Source organism: Mesorhizobium sp. KR9-304, from assembly GCF_040049215.1.
Lineage (GTDB): Bacteria > Pseudomonadota > Alphaproteobacteria > Rhizobiales > Rhizobiaceae > Mesorhizobium_K.
Genome location: NZ_JBDZDN010000001.1, coordinates 2,075,228 through 2,088,829, shown reverse-complemented (window position 1 = coordinate 2,088,829; position 13,602 = coordinate 2,075,228). Strand labels below are relative to the sequence as shown.

Annotated in this window: 17 protein-coding genes; 5 read left to right on the top strand and 12 right to left on the bottom strand. The window is 63.8% G+C overall.

Annotated elements, in window-relative coordinates; all coding sequences use genetic code 11:
• Positions 1 to 49: 49 nt before the first annotated feature.
• The 7 genes from ABLE71_RS10070 to ABLE71_RS10040 form a co-directional block, all read right to left on the bottom strand.
• Positions 50 to 835, bottom strand: a complete 786-nt coding sequence (locus ABLE71_RS10070) for an SDR family oxidoreductase (RefSeq protein ID WP_348783200.1) — start codon at positions 833 to 835, stop codon at positions 50 to 52.
• 113 nt (positions 836 to 948) lie between these two features.
• A complete protein-coding gene (locus ABLE71_RS10065) occupies positions 949 to 1,755 on the bottom strand; it encodes an exodeoxyribonuclease III (protein ID WP_348783199.1) in 807 nt (268 codons plus the stop codon).
• A 103-nt stretch (positions 1,756 to 1,858) separates the two neighbouring features.
• Positions 1,859 to 2,548: an outer membrane lipoprotein carrier protein LolA gene (locus tag ABLE71_RS10060; protein ID WP_348783198.1), complete on the bottom strand. Its 690-nt coding sequence runs from the start codon at positions 2,546 to 2,548 to the stop codon at positions 1,859 to 1,861.
• A gap of 148 nt (positions 2,549 to 2,696) precedes the next feature.
• Positions 2,697 to 5,333 (bottom strand): DNA translocase FtsK, encoded by a 2,637-nt coding sequence (locus ABLE71_RS10055; protein WP_348783197.1) that lies wholly within the window; start codon positions 5,331 to 5,333, stop codon positions 2,697 to 2,699.
• Between the two features lie 133 nt (positions 5,334 to 5,466).
• The gene (locus tag ABLE71_RS10050) at positions 5,467 to 5,655 is read right to left on the bottom strand and encodes a hypothetical protein (RefSeq protein ID WP_348783196.1); all 189 of its coding nucleotides are present in this window, start codon (positions 5,653 to 5,655) and stop codon (positions 5,467 to 5,469) included.
• A 38-nt stretch (positions 5,656 to 5,693) separates the two neighbouring features.
• Positions 5,694 to 5,957, bottom strand: coding sequence for a 30S ribosomal protein S21 (gene rpsU, locus ABLE71_RS10045; RefSeq protein ID WP_348783195.1), 264 nt, complete (start codon positions 5,955 to 5,957; stop codon positions 5,694 to 5,696).
• Positions 5,958 to 5,998: 41 nt separating this feature from the next.
• On the bottom strand, positions 5,999 to 6,268 hold the full coding sequence (locus ABLE71_RS10040; protein WP_348783194.1) for a hypothetical protein: 270 nt from the start codon (positions 6,266 to 6,268) through the stop codon (positions 5,999 to 6,001).
• 474 nt (positions 6,269 to 6,742) lie between these two features.
• On the opposite strand from ABLE71_RS10040, the gene ABLE71_RS10035 reads away from it, so the two are divergent.
• Entirely contained in the window at positions 6,743 to 7,048 is a 306-nt protein-coding gene (locus ABLE71_RS10035) for a hypothetical protein (protein ID WP_348783193.1), read from the top strand.
• 129 nt (positions 7,049 to 7,177) lie between these two features.
• Here ABLE71_RS10035 and ABLE71_RS10030 read toward each other — a convergent pair whose 3' ends face one another.
• The 3 genes from ABLE71_RS10030 to ABLE71_RS10020 form a co-directional block, all read right to left on the bottom strand.
• Entirely contained in the window at positions 7,178 to 8,647 is a 1,470-nt protein-coding gene (locus tag ABLE71_RS10030; protein ID WP_348783192.1) for an ammonium transporter, read from the bottom strand.
• Between the two features lie 33 nt (positions 8,648 to 8,680).
• Positions 8,681 to 9,019 (bottom strand): P-II family nitrogen regulator, encoded by a 339-nt coding sequence (locus ABLE71_RS10025; protein ID WP_348783191.1) that lies wholly within the window; start codon positions 9,017 to 9,019, stop codon positions 8,681 to 8,683.
• Positions 9,020 to 9,242: 223 nt separating this feature from the next.
• Positions 9,243 to 10,118, bottom strand: coding sequence for an acyl-CoA thioesterase II (locus ABLE71_RS10020; RefSeq protein ID WP_348783190.1), 876 nt, complete (start codon positions 10,116 to 10,118; stop codon positions 9,243 to 9,245).
• Between the two features lie 106 nt (positions 10,119 to 10,224).
• On the opposite strand from ABLE71_RS10020, the gene ABLE71_RS10015 reads away from it, so the two are divergent.
• On the top strand, positions 10,225 to 11,481 hold the full coding sequence (locus tag ABLE71_RS10015) for a ubiquinone biosynthesis hydroxylase (protein WP_348783189.1): 1,257 nt from the start codon (positions 10,225 to 10,227) through the stop codon (positions 11,479 to 11,481).
• A 5-nt stretch (positions 11,482 to 11,486) separates the two neighbouring features.
• Here the strand turns inward: ABLE71_RS10015 and ABLE71_RS10010 are convergent, their stop codons facing one another.
• Positions 11,487 to 11,843 carry a YciI family protein gene (locus ABLE71_RS10010; RefSeq protein WP_348783188.1) on the bottom strand — a complete coding sequence of 119 codons (357 nt, stop codon included), beginning with the start codon at positions 11,841 to 11,843 and terminating at the stop codon, positions 11,487 to 11,489.
• Complete coding sequence (locus ABLE71_RS10005) at positions 11,840 to 11,968, bottom strand: hypothetical protein (RefSeq protein ID WP_348783187.1); 129 nt, start codon at positions 11,966 to 11,968, stop codon at positions 11,840 to 11,842. The genes ABLE71_RS10010 and ABLE71_RS10005 overlap by 4 nt, the downstream gene beginning before the upstream one ends.
• A gap of 276 nt (positions 11,969 to 12,244) precedes the next feature.
• Between ABLE71_RS10005 and ABLE71_RS10000 the strand changes: the two genes are divergently transcribed.
• The 3 genes from ABLE71_RS10000 (at position 12,245) to ABLE71_RS09990 (ending at position 13,556) form a co-directional block, all read left to right on the top strand.
• Positions 12,245 to 12,670, top strand: a complete 426-nt coding sequence (locus ABLE71_RS10000) for an OsmC family protein (protein WP_348783186.1) — start codon at positions 12,245 to 12,247, stop codon at positions 12,668 to 12,670.
• A 134-nt stretch (positions 12,671 to 12,804) separates the two neighbouring features.
• Entirely contained in the window at positions 12,805 to 13,362 is a 558-nt protein-coding gene (locus ABLE71_RS09995) for an MgtC/SapB family protein (protein WP_348783185.1), read from the top strand.
• Positions 13,363 to 13,421: 59 nt separating this feature from the next.
• Positions 13,422 to 13,556: a hypothetical protein gene (locus ABLE71_RS09990; protein ID WP_348783731.1), complete on the top strand. Its 135-nt coding sequence runs from the start codon at positions 13,422 to 13,424 to the stop codon at positions 13,554 to 13,556.
• Positions 13,557 to 13,602: the final 46 nt, after the last annotated feature.

Genomic DNA, 13,602 nt, shown 5'->3' with positions numbered 1-13,602 from the left:
TCAGGAACCCGGCAGCATGTTCCGGATGTTTTTGCGGCTGCGGAAAAGCTCAGCTTTTGACCGGCACCACATAGTTCAAGGGCAGGCGGCCGCCATCGGCGTAAATCGTCTGGCCGGTGACATAGCTTGCCTCGTCGGAGGCCAGAAAGGCCGCAATTGCGGCAATTTCGGCGGGCTCGCCGATTCGGCCGAGCGGCGTGCGTGACAGAATCCGGCTCTTTGCCGCCGAGTCGTTGTTAACGCTCGTCAACATGTCGGTCATTATCGAGCCGGGACCTATCGCATTGACGCGGATGCCGTAGGGCGCGAGGCCGAGCGACATGACTTTTGTCAGCTGGTTGATGCCGCCCTTGGAGACGGAATAGGGTACCTGATTGGCGATTGCGAAAACGGCGTTGACCGACGACATGTTGACGATCGAGCCCGGAGTTTCGCCGGCCTTGACGCGCTCGACCATGTGGCGGGCGACGGCCTGGCCGGCCAGGAAGGATCCCTTGAGGTTGACGGCGAGCACGCGGTCGAAATCCGCCTCCGCGAGGTCGAGGAAGTCGGCGGCATGGACGATGCCGGCGTTGTTGATCAGCACGTCGATCCGGCCGAACGCCGCGATCGCGGCGGCAACCAGGTTGTCGACATCGGCCCGGCTGGCGACATTGGTCTTTTGGAAGAAGGCCCCGCCATGCTTCGACAAAGCCTCGACGGCCTTGTTTCCCCGCCCCTCGTCGATGTCAGCGATCATGACCTTCGCCCCTTCGGCAACGAAGCGCTCCGCGATCGCATAGCCGATGCCACTCGCGCCGCCGGTCACGATGGTCGCCTTGCCGCTGAGGTTCATGGATGATGCTCCTGTCTGTTGCCGGGCGCCGCACTTCCAGCGGCCGATGCTGGCGGCAAGGGATGGCGAGGTCAACCGCATGGGCCGGCAGGCCTTGTCGAGGGAAATTCGGTCTAATCGAAATCGAAGCTGGCGATGACCGGGACGTGGTCGGAGGGGCGGTCCCAGCCCCGGACATCCCGCAAGATTTCGATGCCGGAAAGGCCGGAGACGAGGTTCTCGGAAGACCAGATGTGGTCGAGGCGGCGGCCGCGGTCGGATGTAGCCCAGTCGGCGGCGCGGTAGCTCCACCAGGTGTAGAGTTTTTGCTCGTGAGGCACGTTCAGCCGCATCAGGTCGACCCAGCCGCCGCCTTTGCGCATAGCCTCGAAACCTTCGGTCTCGACCGGCGTGTGGCTGACCACGTTCAAAAGCTGCTTGTGCGACCAGACATCGTGCTCCAGCGGCGCGATGTTCAAGTCGCCGACGAGGATCGAGCCGGAGGCATCATCGAAGTCCGCGCGGACGGCGTTCATTTCGGACACGAAATCAAGCTTGTGCTTGAACTTCGGGTTGATTTCCGGGTCGGGCTCGTCGCCGCCGGCCGGCACGTAGAAATTATGGATCAGGATCGACCTGCCTCCTGCCTCGAGCCGGACGGACAGGTGGCGGCTGTCGGCAATTTCGCAGAAGCGACGGCGCTCGACCACTTCGATCGGACGGCGCGAGATGGTTGCGACACCGTGATAGCCCTTCTGGCCGTGGATCTCGACGTGGCGATAGCCGAGCGCGTGGAAGCGGTCGGCCGGGAAGAGCTCGTCCGGGCACTTCGTCTCCTGCAGGCACAGCACGTCAGGCGCGCGCTCCAACAGTAGACGCTCGACGATCGGCATGCGCAGGCGCACCGAGTTGATGTTCCAGGTCGCTACGGAAAAAGGCATGGCAGGTCCGGCCCGGGAATCGAAAGTCCGGAAACTGGCAGGCAAGGGCAGAAACGGCAAGGCCGCGCATCGCGCGGCCTTCGTTACAATACGAAAGAGACTGCTACCGATTCTTGTTCTTGGTACCGGGCTTGTTGAGCTTGTAGTTGCGGTCGTAGTCGATCGCGAACAGGTCCTGATCGATCTTCACACCCTGCTTGACGTTGAAGATCATCACAGTGGTGTCCTTGCCTTGTGGATCAGTGATGGTCCATTGGCGCAAATCGTAGGATTTCGGGTCGAACATCATGGTGATGGTCGAATTGCCGAAGAACTGGCGGTCGGCGAGCTGGATGGTGGTGAGGTCGTCCTCTTCCTTAACGCTCTTCACCTTCTTGCCGGAAAGGTCGATGCGCTCGTCGAGCAGCAGCTTCAGCGGCGTCTTCGACAGCGGGTAAAGGTCCATCGTGTTCAGCTTGCTGTTGTCGATCACGACCGACTTGCCGTCGGATATGACCTTGTAGCCGGACGGCGGCTCGTAGTTGAAGCGTATCTTACCGGGACGCTGGATGTAGAATTTGCCGCCGGTCTGCTCGCCGCGCGGGCCAAACTGAACGAATTCGCCACTCATCGTCGCGACGGTTGAGAAGTGGTCAGCGATCTTCTGGGCGGTGTCGGATGCGGCGGTCGCCGGGCCGGCGAAGCCGAGGCCGTAAACGGCAGCCAGGGCGGCCACGCCGAAGGCGCCGACCGCAAGCCGCAACAGGCCGCGGCGCCGGGCGCGGGATGTCTCGGTTGGATAACGGGTGTTCATGCCAGTCGTCACTTTCGTATTGGTCGTGTCGATGCGGATAGGTAGGCGCGCAGTGGGGCCTAAGTTGGGCGATCCATGGCCGCATGCGGAATGCCTGCAAAACCCGAAACAGAGCGCGAAGTTCCAAAAAACCGCGGCATCCTGCGATTCAGAGCTTGTCTTCCTCGGTCGGAACCAGGATTTCGCGCTTGCCGGCATGGTTGGCCGGGCCGACAATTCCCTCCTTCTCCATCTTTTCGATGATCGAGGCGGCGCGATTGTAGCCTATGCCGAGCCGGCGCTGGATGTAGCTCGTCGAGGCCTTGCCGTCGCGCAGCACGATCGCAACAGCCTGATCATATGGATCGTCGGACTCGTCGAAAACGCCGGACACGCTGCCGCCGCCCTTGCCCGACGGCTCCTCGTCATCGTCTTCGTCGTCCTCGGTAATGGCGTCGAGATATTCGGGCACGCCCTGGAGCTTGAGATGTGCGACGACCTTCTCGACCTCGTCGTCGGACACGAACGGGCCGTGGACGCGCTGGATGCGGCCGCCGCCGGCCATGTAAAGCATGTCGCCCATGCCGAGCAGCTGCTCGGCGCCCTGCTCGCCAAGGATGGTGCGGCTGTCGATCTTGGAGGTGACCTGGAAGGAGATACGAGTCGGGAAGTTCGCCTTGATTGTGCCGGTGATGACGTCGACCGACGGGCGCTGTGTCGCCATTATGACGTGGATGCCGGCGGCACGCGCCATCTGGGCGAGGCGCTGCACGGCGCCCTCGATGTCCTTGCCGGCGACCATCATCAGGTCCGCCATCTCGTCGATGATGACGACGATGAAAGGCATCGGCTCGAGGTCGAGGTTTTCGGTCTCGTAGATCGCCTCGCCGGTCTGGCGGTCGAAACCCACCTGCACGGTGCGGGAAATGCGCTCCCCTTTCTTTTCCGCCTGGGCAACGCGCGCGTTGAAGCCGTCGATGTTGCGCACGCCGACCTTCGACATCTTGCGGTAGCGGTCCTCCATCTCGCGGACGGTCCACTTCAGCGCCACCACGGCCTTCTTGGGATCCGTGACGACGGGGGTCAGCAGATGCGGGATGCCGTCATAGACGGAGAGCTCAAGCATCTTCGGGTCGATCATGATCAAGCGGCATTCGGCTGGCGTCATGCGGTAGAGCAGCGACAGGATCATCGTGTTGATGGCGACCGACTTGCCCGAGCCGGTGGTGCCGGCGACCAGCACGTGCGGCATTTTGGCGATGTCGACGATGACGGCCTCGCCGTTGATTGACTTGCCAAGAGCCAGCGCCAGCTTCGCCTTGGTCGTCTCGAAATCGCGGCTGGCGAGGATTTCGCGCAGAAAGACTGTCTCGCGGCGCGCGTTGGGCAGCTCGATGCCGATGGCGTTGCGGCCAGGCACGACGGCGACGCGCGCGGCGATCGCACTCATCGAGCGGGCGATGTCGTCGGCAAGGCCGATGACGCGGGAAGACTTGATACCGGGCGCGGGTTCCAGTTCGTATAGCGTAACGACAGGGCCGGGGCGCACATGGATGATCTCGCCCTTGACGCCGAAATCCTCCAGCACGCCTTCCAGTAGCCGGGCGTTCTGTTCTAGCGCATCCTTGGAAACCGAATTGTCGCGGACGATGTTCTTCGGCTCGCTGAGGAAATGCAGCGTCGGCATCTCGAATTTCGACGAACCGATGAGCGAGGTCTGCGCCTCGCGCTGGACGCGGGCGCCGGGGGCCGGCCGCGGCGCCGGAGCCTCAACCCGGGTCGCGGCATCCGAGCGGAAGCCGCGTACCTGGGCGGCGGACGGCGAAAGGCGCGGCTCACCGCGTTCGTCGTCCTCGGCGCCGAAATCGTCGTCGACATCGACCGGATCGACGGTTTCCGTGCGATCGGACACCATGGCGGCGAAAAACTGCGGCTCGACACGGGCGCGGCCGTCGGCGCTGACGCGGGCTTCGGCGCGCTCCGCGTGCTCGACGCGTTCGGCGGCGCGGCGCCAGCCGCTTGCCCGGTCGCGGTCGTCGATTTCGAACTCGTGGCTGCGATATTTCGCGGCCGTGCGCCGGACAAAGGCGCGCGCCGACAACCACCAGTGGGTGATTGCGCCGAGCGCCAGAACGCCGCCGTCTTCCTCGTCGTCGTCTTCGTCGAATGCCACCCCCTCCCCGACCGTCTGCTTCGGCTTCGAGGGGGCCATGACGGCAAAGCCGTTCTTGCGCGCGTGGAGACCTGCGCCATAGGCGAAAAGGTAAAGGGCGGGCGCTACGAACAATATCGCCAGCACAGTCGCCAGAAGGCCGGTCGGATAACCGCCGCCGGTGACGAAAGTCGGCACCCTCAGCACCATGTCGCCGAAGACGCCGCCGAGGCCCGTTGGCAGCGGCCAGGTTTCAGGCGGCGCGGTGCAAGCGGCTATAGCCGCGAAGAGCAGCGCCGAACCGAGCCAGGCAGCGGCTCGCTTGGGCAGATTGTCGACGCCCCGGGCGGTGACGAAGAAGAATCCCCAGATCACGGCAGGCGCCAGCGCGGCGACCGACGACAGGCCGAAAAATTGTATCGCAAGGTCGGAAAAGACCGCACCCGGATAACCCATTGCGTTGGTGACCGGCGCCTCGGTGGCGTGGCTGAAGGAAGGATCCGCGACGTTCCAGGTTCCGAGGCTGGCAAGGCCGAAGGCGACCGCGGCAAAGAGCCCGAGACCGGCCAGGCGCCCGGCCTGACGGCGCAGGAAAGCCTGAAGCCCGTGCCCCGTGTCGGCCAGCGCAAGCGGTGCTGAAACCCCAGAACGCATGTCGGTCCCCGTAAATCCCATACGATGGCATGCGCGAAAAGCGCATTGCGGCAGATATGGAGGGGAGCCTATCGGCGGGAGGTTAAGGCTGCATTAAGCATAACGTCCCGCCGGCCGGGGCAATTGTCGGCGATCAACGCAGTCGGTTGTCTTCGACCAGTTGGCTGCGCCGCCTGGCGCGCCCGTCGGTATCGGCAATGCGTGCCCTCGACGGAACGCCCGCCGGCTTCGGGTCCTTGCGGACGCCGAGCGGGACGATGGGTTTGAAGGGTGCCAACGGCGCGCGCTTCGGTACGTTGCCCCAGAGATTCAACAACTTCATCTCGCCACTCCGTCGGCAATACTGGGAACGAACCGATGCTAGAAGCGAACCGGCGCCGGCTTGCGGCCGGCGAGCGGCACACGCGGCTTGGGCGGCGGCAACAGCCCTTCGCGTTGCGCCTGTTTACGGGCAGCCTTGCGCGAGCGCCTGATGGCCTCGGCTTTTTCCCTTACACGCTTTTCCGAAGGCTTTTCATAGGAGCGGCGGGCCTTCATTTCGCGGATGATCCCCTCGCGCTGCATCTTCTTCTTCAGCACGCGGAGAGCCTGGTCGACATTGTTGTCTCTGACGAGAACCTGCATAAGGATCCTAACTGTCTGGGCGCTGAATGCGCGTCGGGGGTTTAGTTGGTGTTCGGCAACGTGATCTTCTTGGGTGCAAACAGCTGTTCGGCGGCGTCCGCCATCTCCAGCTGCTGCGCGATCGCCTCGAGCATATCTTCGGTCACCACACGTTCGTGGCGCTCCTCCTCGCTCCGGATCCGGTATTGCGGCGATCTGTCCCTCGCCGGCATCTTGCCGGTTACCGTGAAGAGGAGATCATCAGTCTTGAGCGTGCCAAGCCGGTTGGGCATACGGACCGACTGTCCAATAGCAAATCGATGCTCGTGCATTTGAAAGGTCCAGTTCGACGTTGAGGGCGGGCCGCGCAAAGCTCGCGGCTGGCATCATCCATCGCAAATCTGGAGAAAATGGCGGGTCGAAGTCTCTGACACCGCATCGAGCCATATCGGCCCAAATCACGATGTCACCCTCCTATCAGTCGATTGCGTTCGCAACAAGGCTTATCGGCAGGCACAAAAAAAGCGGACCGCGGCCCGCTTCCTCTTGTCTCCGAGACCTTCTGCCTGCCGCCGGTCCATTCATGGTCGGCACGCCGTCGATCGGATCGAATACAATCGCACCCCGATGAAAACCTCACCTCGTATCCCGAGGGATATTTCCATCGCCTGCGATCGATGCAGGTTGGATAGCAGTCGAGTGTGTTCGCATAAAGGCGGGCCGCGACAGGCCGCGGCAAGGCGGCTATGATTGATGAAGGAAACCGACCGGCTTGAGTGGCCGGGTAGACCGCCGGGTGAGTGCCTATGAAAAAATACCTGATCGCCGCGGCGATGTCCCTTGTTGCATCGCACGCTGCCGCAGTGTCGCGCTACGAGGTCACCAACGTGACCTGCGAAACCGTGCAGGCTCTGATCCGTACCGAGGGGTCAGTCATCCTCGTCTATCGTTCGCGGGGAATCCTCGGCCTGCCCATCTACGATCGTTATGTGCTGGGCCAACAGTTCTGCGACTCGGGCGAAGTTGCGCGCGGGGCGGGCGTGCCGACCGTTGACATGGAGTATTGTCCGGTCAGGAAATGCGTGGCCAGCGAGATTTTCCGCGCGCACTGACGCAGGCGGCTGTTCCGTTCTCCAGCCTGAACAGCAGACGGCGGCCGAGCCGCAATTGAATCGGGGCGCGTGCAAAAAAGAACCCGGCCGAAGCCGGGTTCAAGCGCGGGAGAATGTCCCCCGACGGGATCAGTTGTAGGCGCGTTCGCCATGCGACGTGATGTCCAGGCCCTCGCGCTCTTCGGCTTCCGTCGGGCGCAGGCCGATCGTCGCCTTGACGATGATCATGGCGATGAAAGAAACCACCGCCGTCCAGATGACCGTCACGAGGACGCCCTTGATCTGGGCCATCACCTGCGTGGAGAAGACATAGTCGGCCGTGCCGCCGGCGCCGCCGTTCATGGCGTAGTCGATCACGCCAGCACCGCCGAGCGCCGGATTGACGAACACACCGGTCAGGATGGCGCCGACGATGCCGCCAACCGCATGAACGCCGAACACGTCGAGCGAGTCGTCATACTTGAGCTTGGCCTTGAGGCTGACAACCGCCCAGAGGCAGACTGCGCCGGCGACGATGCCGATGATGATCGCGCCGAAGGGGCCGGCGAAGCCGGCAGCCGGGGTGACCGCCACGAGGCCGGCAACCGCGCCGGACGCCGCGCCGAGCAGGCTGGCGTGACCGCGGGTGAGGTATTCGAGCAGGCTCCAGGTAAGCGCCGCGGCAGCGGTGGCCACGATCGTGTTGAGCACGGCGATGGCTGCATAGCCGTTGGCTTCCAGGTTGGAGCCGGCGTTGAAGCCGAACCAGCCGACCCAGAGCAGCGCAGCGCCGATGAGGGTGAAGACAAGGTTGTGCGGAGCCATGTTCTCCTTCAGGTGGCCGATGCGCGGGCCGACCATGATGGCGGCGACGAGGCCGGCAACGCCGGCATTGATGTGAACGACCGTGCCGCCGGCGAAGTCGAGCGCGCCGAAGCCCCAGATAAGGCCGGAGATGGCGATGGTTTCGTCAGCCGTATGCGTGGCCGCGAATTCCGGACCGGCCCACCACCAGACCATGTGGGCCATCGGCAGGTAGGAGAAAGTGAACCACAGCACGATGAAGAACAGCACCGCGGAGAATTTGGTGCGTTCGGCGATCGCGCCGATGATCAGCGCCGGGGTGATGGCAGCAAAGGTCAACTGGAAGATGACGAAGGTCAGTTCCGGAATGACGACGCCGCGCGAGAAGGTCTCGACGACCGTGCCGGGGTTCACGCCGGCGAGGAAGAGCTTCGAGAAGCCGCCAACGAAGGTGTTCATCCCGCCGCCATCGGTGAAGGCGAGCGAATAGCCGTAGACCACCCAGAGTATCGAGATCAGCGAAAAGCCAATCAGCACCTGCATCAGCACCGAAAGCATGTTCTTGGCGCGTACAAGGCCGCCGTAGAAAAGGGCGAGGCCGGGCAGCGTCATCAGGATCACGAGGATGGTCGAGACGAGCATCCATGTGGTGTCGCCTTTGTCAGGCACGGGAGCCGCGGCGACCGCGGGGGCGGCTTCGGCGGCGGCGGGAGCAGTTTCCTGGGCGAAGGCCGAAACAACTCCGATTGCACCGAATACCAGCGCTCCGGTGAGCGCGGTGCGGGCCGCGGTCTTAAGACTTGATGGAATGTTCATTGAAATCTCCATGGAACTGGGAATTGGCCCGCTTTACAGCGCGTCGGTGTCGGTTTCGCCGGTGCGGATGCGCACCGCGTGGTCGAGCGGGAAGACGAAGACCTTCCCGTCGCCGATCTGTCCTGTCTTGGCGGCTCCGACGATCGCTTCGACGGCCTTGTCGACGATGTCGGTGGCGACGGCCACTTCGATCTTGATCTTCGGCAGGAAGCTGACGGCATATTCCGCGCCACGGTAGATTTCCGTGTGCCCCTTCTGACGCCCGTAGCCTTTGACTTCGGTGACGGTCAGGCCCTGGATGCCGACCGCGGTGAGCGCTTCGCGCACCTCGTCCAGCTTGAACGGCTTGATGATTGCCATCACGATTTTCATAAGGTTTCACCCTTTGCTGATTGCGGGTCCCCCGCGTTACACGTGACTTTCCGGGAACCTCGCGGAACCGGGCAAGTGCGAAACGCAAATCAAGCTCCGTGCCAGTTGCCGAAGCGGGTCGTTAACCTATTGTAAATGAATGGATCTTGCCGTCGTGCGCCGCTAAGCCGGCGCTTGTGGTCCGGGCTTGTTGCCTAAAAAATAGGCAATTTTTGGAAAATGCCTATCGGGAAGGCGGGTGCCGCAGCCGGATCAGCCCTTCCTGTGCAACAGAAGCGATCAGCGTGCCGTCCTCGGCATAGATCGTGCCCCTGGTGAAGCCGCGGCCGCCTTGGGTCGAGGGGCTGTCCTGGGTATAGAGCAGCCAGGAGTCGAGTTGATGCGGGCGGTGGAACCACATGGCGTGGTCGAGACTGGCGGCCTGGATGTCCGGGTCGAAGATGGCGCGGCCATGCGCGAAGGTCGAGGTGTCCAGCAGCGTCATGTCCGAGAGATAGGCAAGAACGGCGGCCTGGATCGCGCGGTCGGCCGGAACCGGGCCGGTGGTGCGGATCCAGATGTTCTGGCGCGGCTCGAGCTTCTCGCGGCTGGTATAGTGCTTCAGCATGACGGGCTTCATCTCGATCGGGCGGTCGCGGTCCCAGTAGCGTCTGATGCCGAGCGGCACGGCATCTCCGAACTGGCCGATCAGCTGCCGTTGGTCGAGCAGCGTGTCGGGAGCGGGCGCGTCGTGCGGCATCGGCACCTGGTGCTCGAGCCCCCCTTCTTCGCCCTGGAACGAGGCTTCGAGCGAGAAGATCGCCTGGCCGTGCTGGATGGCCACGACGCGCCGCGTGGTGAAGCTGCCGCCGTCACGGATGCGGTCGACCTCGTAGACGATCGGCACCTGAGTGTCGCCGGGACGCATGAAATAGCCGTGCAGCGAATGCACGTGGCGGTCCGGCTCGACCGTGCGCTGGGCGGCGACCAGCGCCTGGGCAATGGTCTGGCCGCCGAAGACGCGCTGCCAGTCGACCTTCGGGCTGCGACCACGAAACAGATTGTGCTCCAGCCGTTCGAGGTCGAGAATGGCGAGAAGCTCCTGCATGGCAGCCGTCATTATCTAGCGCCCTTCGTGGAACAGCTTAGGTGCGGGCCGGTTTCCGTCAAAGTGATGGGGCAAGTCAAGTCGGGCGTTCAGGCGCGCATTGCGTTCGGGGAAGCAGATGGCGAAGATGGATGACTTATCGGACAGGCCCCTCGACATATTGGTCGCGGGAGCGGGCTATGTCGGCCTCGCGACCGCGGTTTCGCTGAAACAGGCGCGCCCGAGCCTGGCAGTTGCGGTCGTCGACGCCGCGCCCGCCGGAGTGTGGGAGAAGGATACGCGGGCGTCGGCGATAGCCGCCGCAGCGTCTCGCATGCTCGACCGGCTGGGCTGCTGGGATGAGATCGCGCCGCAGGCGCAGGCTATGACCGAAATGATCGTCACGGATTCGCGCACCTCCGATCCGGCGCGGCCGGTGTTCCTCACTTTCGACGGCGAAGTGGCGCCAGGCGAACCGTTCGCCCACATGGTCGCCAACACTGCGCTGAACGGCGCACTGCGCCGGCGCGCCGGCGAACTCGGCATCGATATCATCGAAGGCGTCGCCGTGTCGTCCTTCGAGGCGGGTCCGGCGGTGACGAAAGTGCACCTGGCTGATGGCGTCTCCATTGAGACGCGGCTGCTTGTCGCTGCCGACGGCGTGAAATCGAAGCTGCGCGACATGGCCGGCATCAAGACGGTGACGTGGGAATACGGCCAGTCCGGCATCGTCTGCACGGTGAGGCACGAGCGCCCGCACAACGGCCGCGCCGAGGAGCATTTCTTGCCGGCAGGCCCCTTCGCCATCCTGCCGCTTAAACCGGACAAGGACGGCGCGAACCGTTCCTCGATCGTATGGACCGAGCGCACCGCGGATGCCGAGAAGCTGGTGGCAGGCGACGAACTCGTGTTCGAGGTGGAACTCGAGCAGCGCTTCGGGCTGAGGCTTGGCGAAATCGCGGTTGAGGGAAAGCCGCGCGCGTGGCCGCTCGGGCTGACGCTGGCCCGCGCCTTCGTCGCGCATCGTTTTGCGCTGGTCGGCGATGCAGCGCACGGGATACATCCGATTGCCGGGCAAGGCCTGAACCTAGGCTTCAGGGACGCAGCGGCCCTGGCCGAGACGATCGTCGAGGCGGATCGGCTCGGCCAGGACATCGGCACGCTCGACGTGCTCGAACGCTACCAGCAGTGGCGGCGCTTTGACACAGTGCGGATGGGCATTACCACCGACGTGCTGAACCGGCTGTTCTCCAACGATTTCGGGCCGCTCAGGCAATTGCGAGACATCGGGCTCGGCCTCGTCGACCGTATGCCGCAGCTGAAGGAATTCTTCATTCGCCAGGCTTCAGGGCTGGCCGCCGACACGCCCAGGCTGCTCAAGGGCGAAGCGATATAGTAGGTCTACAGCCCCGGTACGTCATAGACGGCGCGAACCTCGATCGTGCCGAATTCGGCGATCGGTATTCCGCCGGCGAGCTCAAGCGCTTCCTCCAGGCTCTCGGCCTGCAGCATGACGAAGCCGAGAAGCTGCTCCTTGGTTTCGGCGAAGGGTCCGTCCGTCACGACGACCTTGCCTTTGCGCTTTCGCACGGTCCTGGAAGTCTTCACCGATTGCAGCGCCTGGGCGGTGACCAGCTTGCCCGCCTTCTCGATGGACTTGTCGTAGGCGACCGAGCGGCGGTCCAACTCAGCCAGCCCTTCCTTGCTCAGCGCATGGATATGGCGTTCTTCACCATAGACGAGGCAGACATAGTTCATGGCAGTTCTCCCTGATGGCTTGATGCCGAGGCGATGGCGCGGGCGTCCGCAGCCGTCGTTGATGCGAGGCCGAGCAGGCCCACGATAGCGGCGATGACGGCGAGAGCCAGCATCAGGCGGTTCAACCCGGACGGTTCCCCCCAGGACGGATACAATCGGTGTGATCCGGACCCACGAAGGGGCTTCCGCCACCCTGCGCAAAACAGAATATCCATGTTGTCGCTCTCCATAGGCCACAACGCCGCGGCCGAGCGGAGGACGGGCGCAGGGACGCAAATCCGACATTTTTGCACGCGGAATTTTTCGCGCTTTGGGAGTCGAAGCTTTGCCGTCTCCCGTTCTATAGTGGGGCCGCGCCGCGGGTTCCCCGTCAGGCCCACCGTTTCAATCAGGAGAACATCATGGATCGTCACGCAACTGCCGTCTGGCAAGGCACGCTTAAGGAAGGCAAAGGCAGCCTCGACACGCAGAGCGGCGCGCTCAAGAGTGTCGCCTATTCCTTCAAGGGCCGGTTCGAGGACGAGAGCGGCAAATCCGGCACCAATCCGGAAGAGTTGCTCGCCGCGGCGCACGCCGGCTGCTTCGCCATGCAGCTGTCGCATTTTCTGGCCGAGAACGGCACGCCGGCCCAAAAGCTCGACGCCAAGGCGGTGGTGACACTGGTGCCGGGTACCGGCATCACCGGCAGCGCGTTGACTGTTGTCGGCACCGTGCCGGGCATCGATGCCGCGAAATTCAAGGAACTGGCCGACAAGGCCAAGGCCGGTTGCCCGGTGTCCAAGGCTCTCGGCGCGATCAACGTGTCGCTCGAGGCCAAGCTCGGCTGAGCCGCCGATCCCGTAGCGCGGAGGTTGGCAACCTTCGCGCTTTTGCAACGCGGAACTTCGGCCGACTTTTCTTCCGCCCTCGGAACCGAGACCAAAATCGCGCGTTCTGGCCGGTTGGTATCTGACGGGCGACTATGGAACAGCTTGCTGAGGAATTCGGCCACCCGACCTATACGCCATTTCAGGTGGTGGCGGCGAGGCTGCTGCTTGCGACGATCTTCGGCGCGGCGATCGGCTTCGAGCGGGAATGGCGCAACCGCCCGGCCGGTTTGCGCACGCATATACTCGTCTGCGTCGCGGCGGCGACCTTCGCCATCCTGACCATCGAGATCGTCCACGCGCCGATGTTTACCGCGGATGCGCTGGGCGACGCGGTCAAGGTCGACCCTGTCCGCGTCGTCGAGGCGGTGACGGCGGGCGTGGCGTTCCTCGCCGCCGGCGTCGTCATCTTCACGCGTGGCGAGGTGCATGGGCTGACCACGGGTGCGGGCATGTGGCTCGCCGGCGCGATCGGGGCCGCCTGCGGGCTGGGACTCTGGCAGATCGCATTGTTCTCCACGTTGCTGGCGCTGGTCGTGCTCGGATCGCTCTTCGTTTTCGTGACCAAGATGGAAGGCGGAGGGGACGCGACACGCAAACGCGCCGAGGCCAAGGGCGACAAGCCGCCGCAAGAAGCAAAGCCGGCAGGATAGTGCTCTCCGGTCGGGCACGGCATTTGCCGGCGCGATTGCTGCAATCCGAAAAGCTTGATATGAGCCTCGCCATGGAAGAGCTGTTTGGCGATCCGGCCTACAAGGGCTTCGTGCTGCAGGACAGGAAGCGCCTGCCGGCGCGGTTCTGTGCGCGCATCACGGGCGCGCCCACCAGCCGGCTTCGGCAGGGCTGACCGCTCCGGCGCCGCCGGGACCACCCACGCCTGCTTCACATCGACG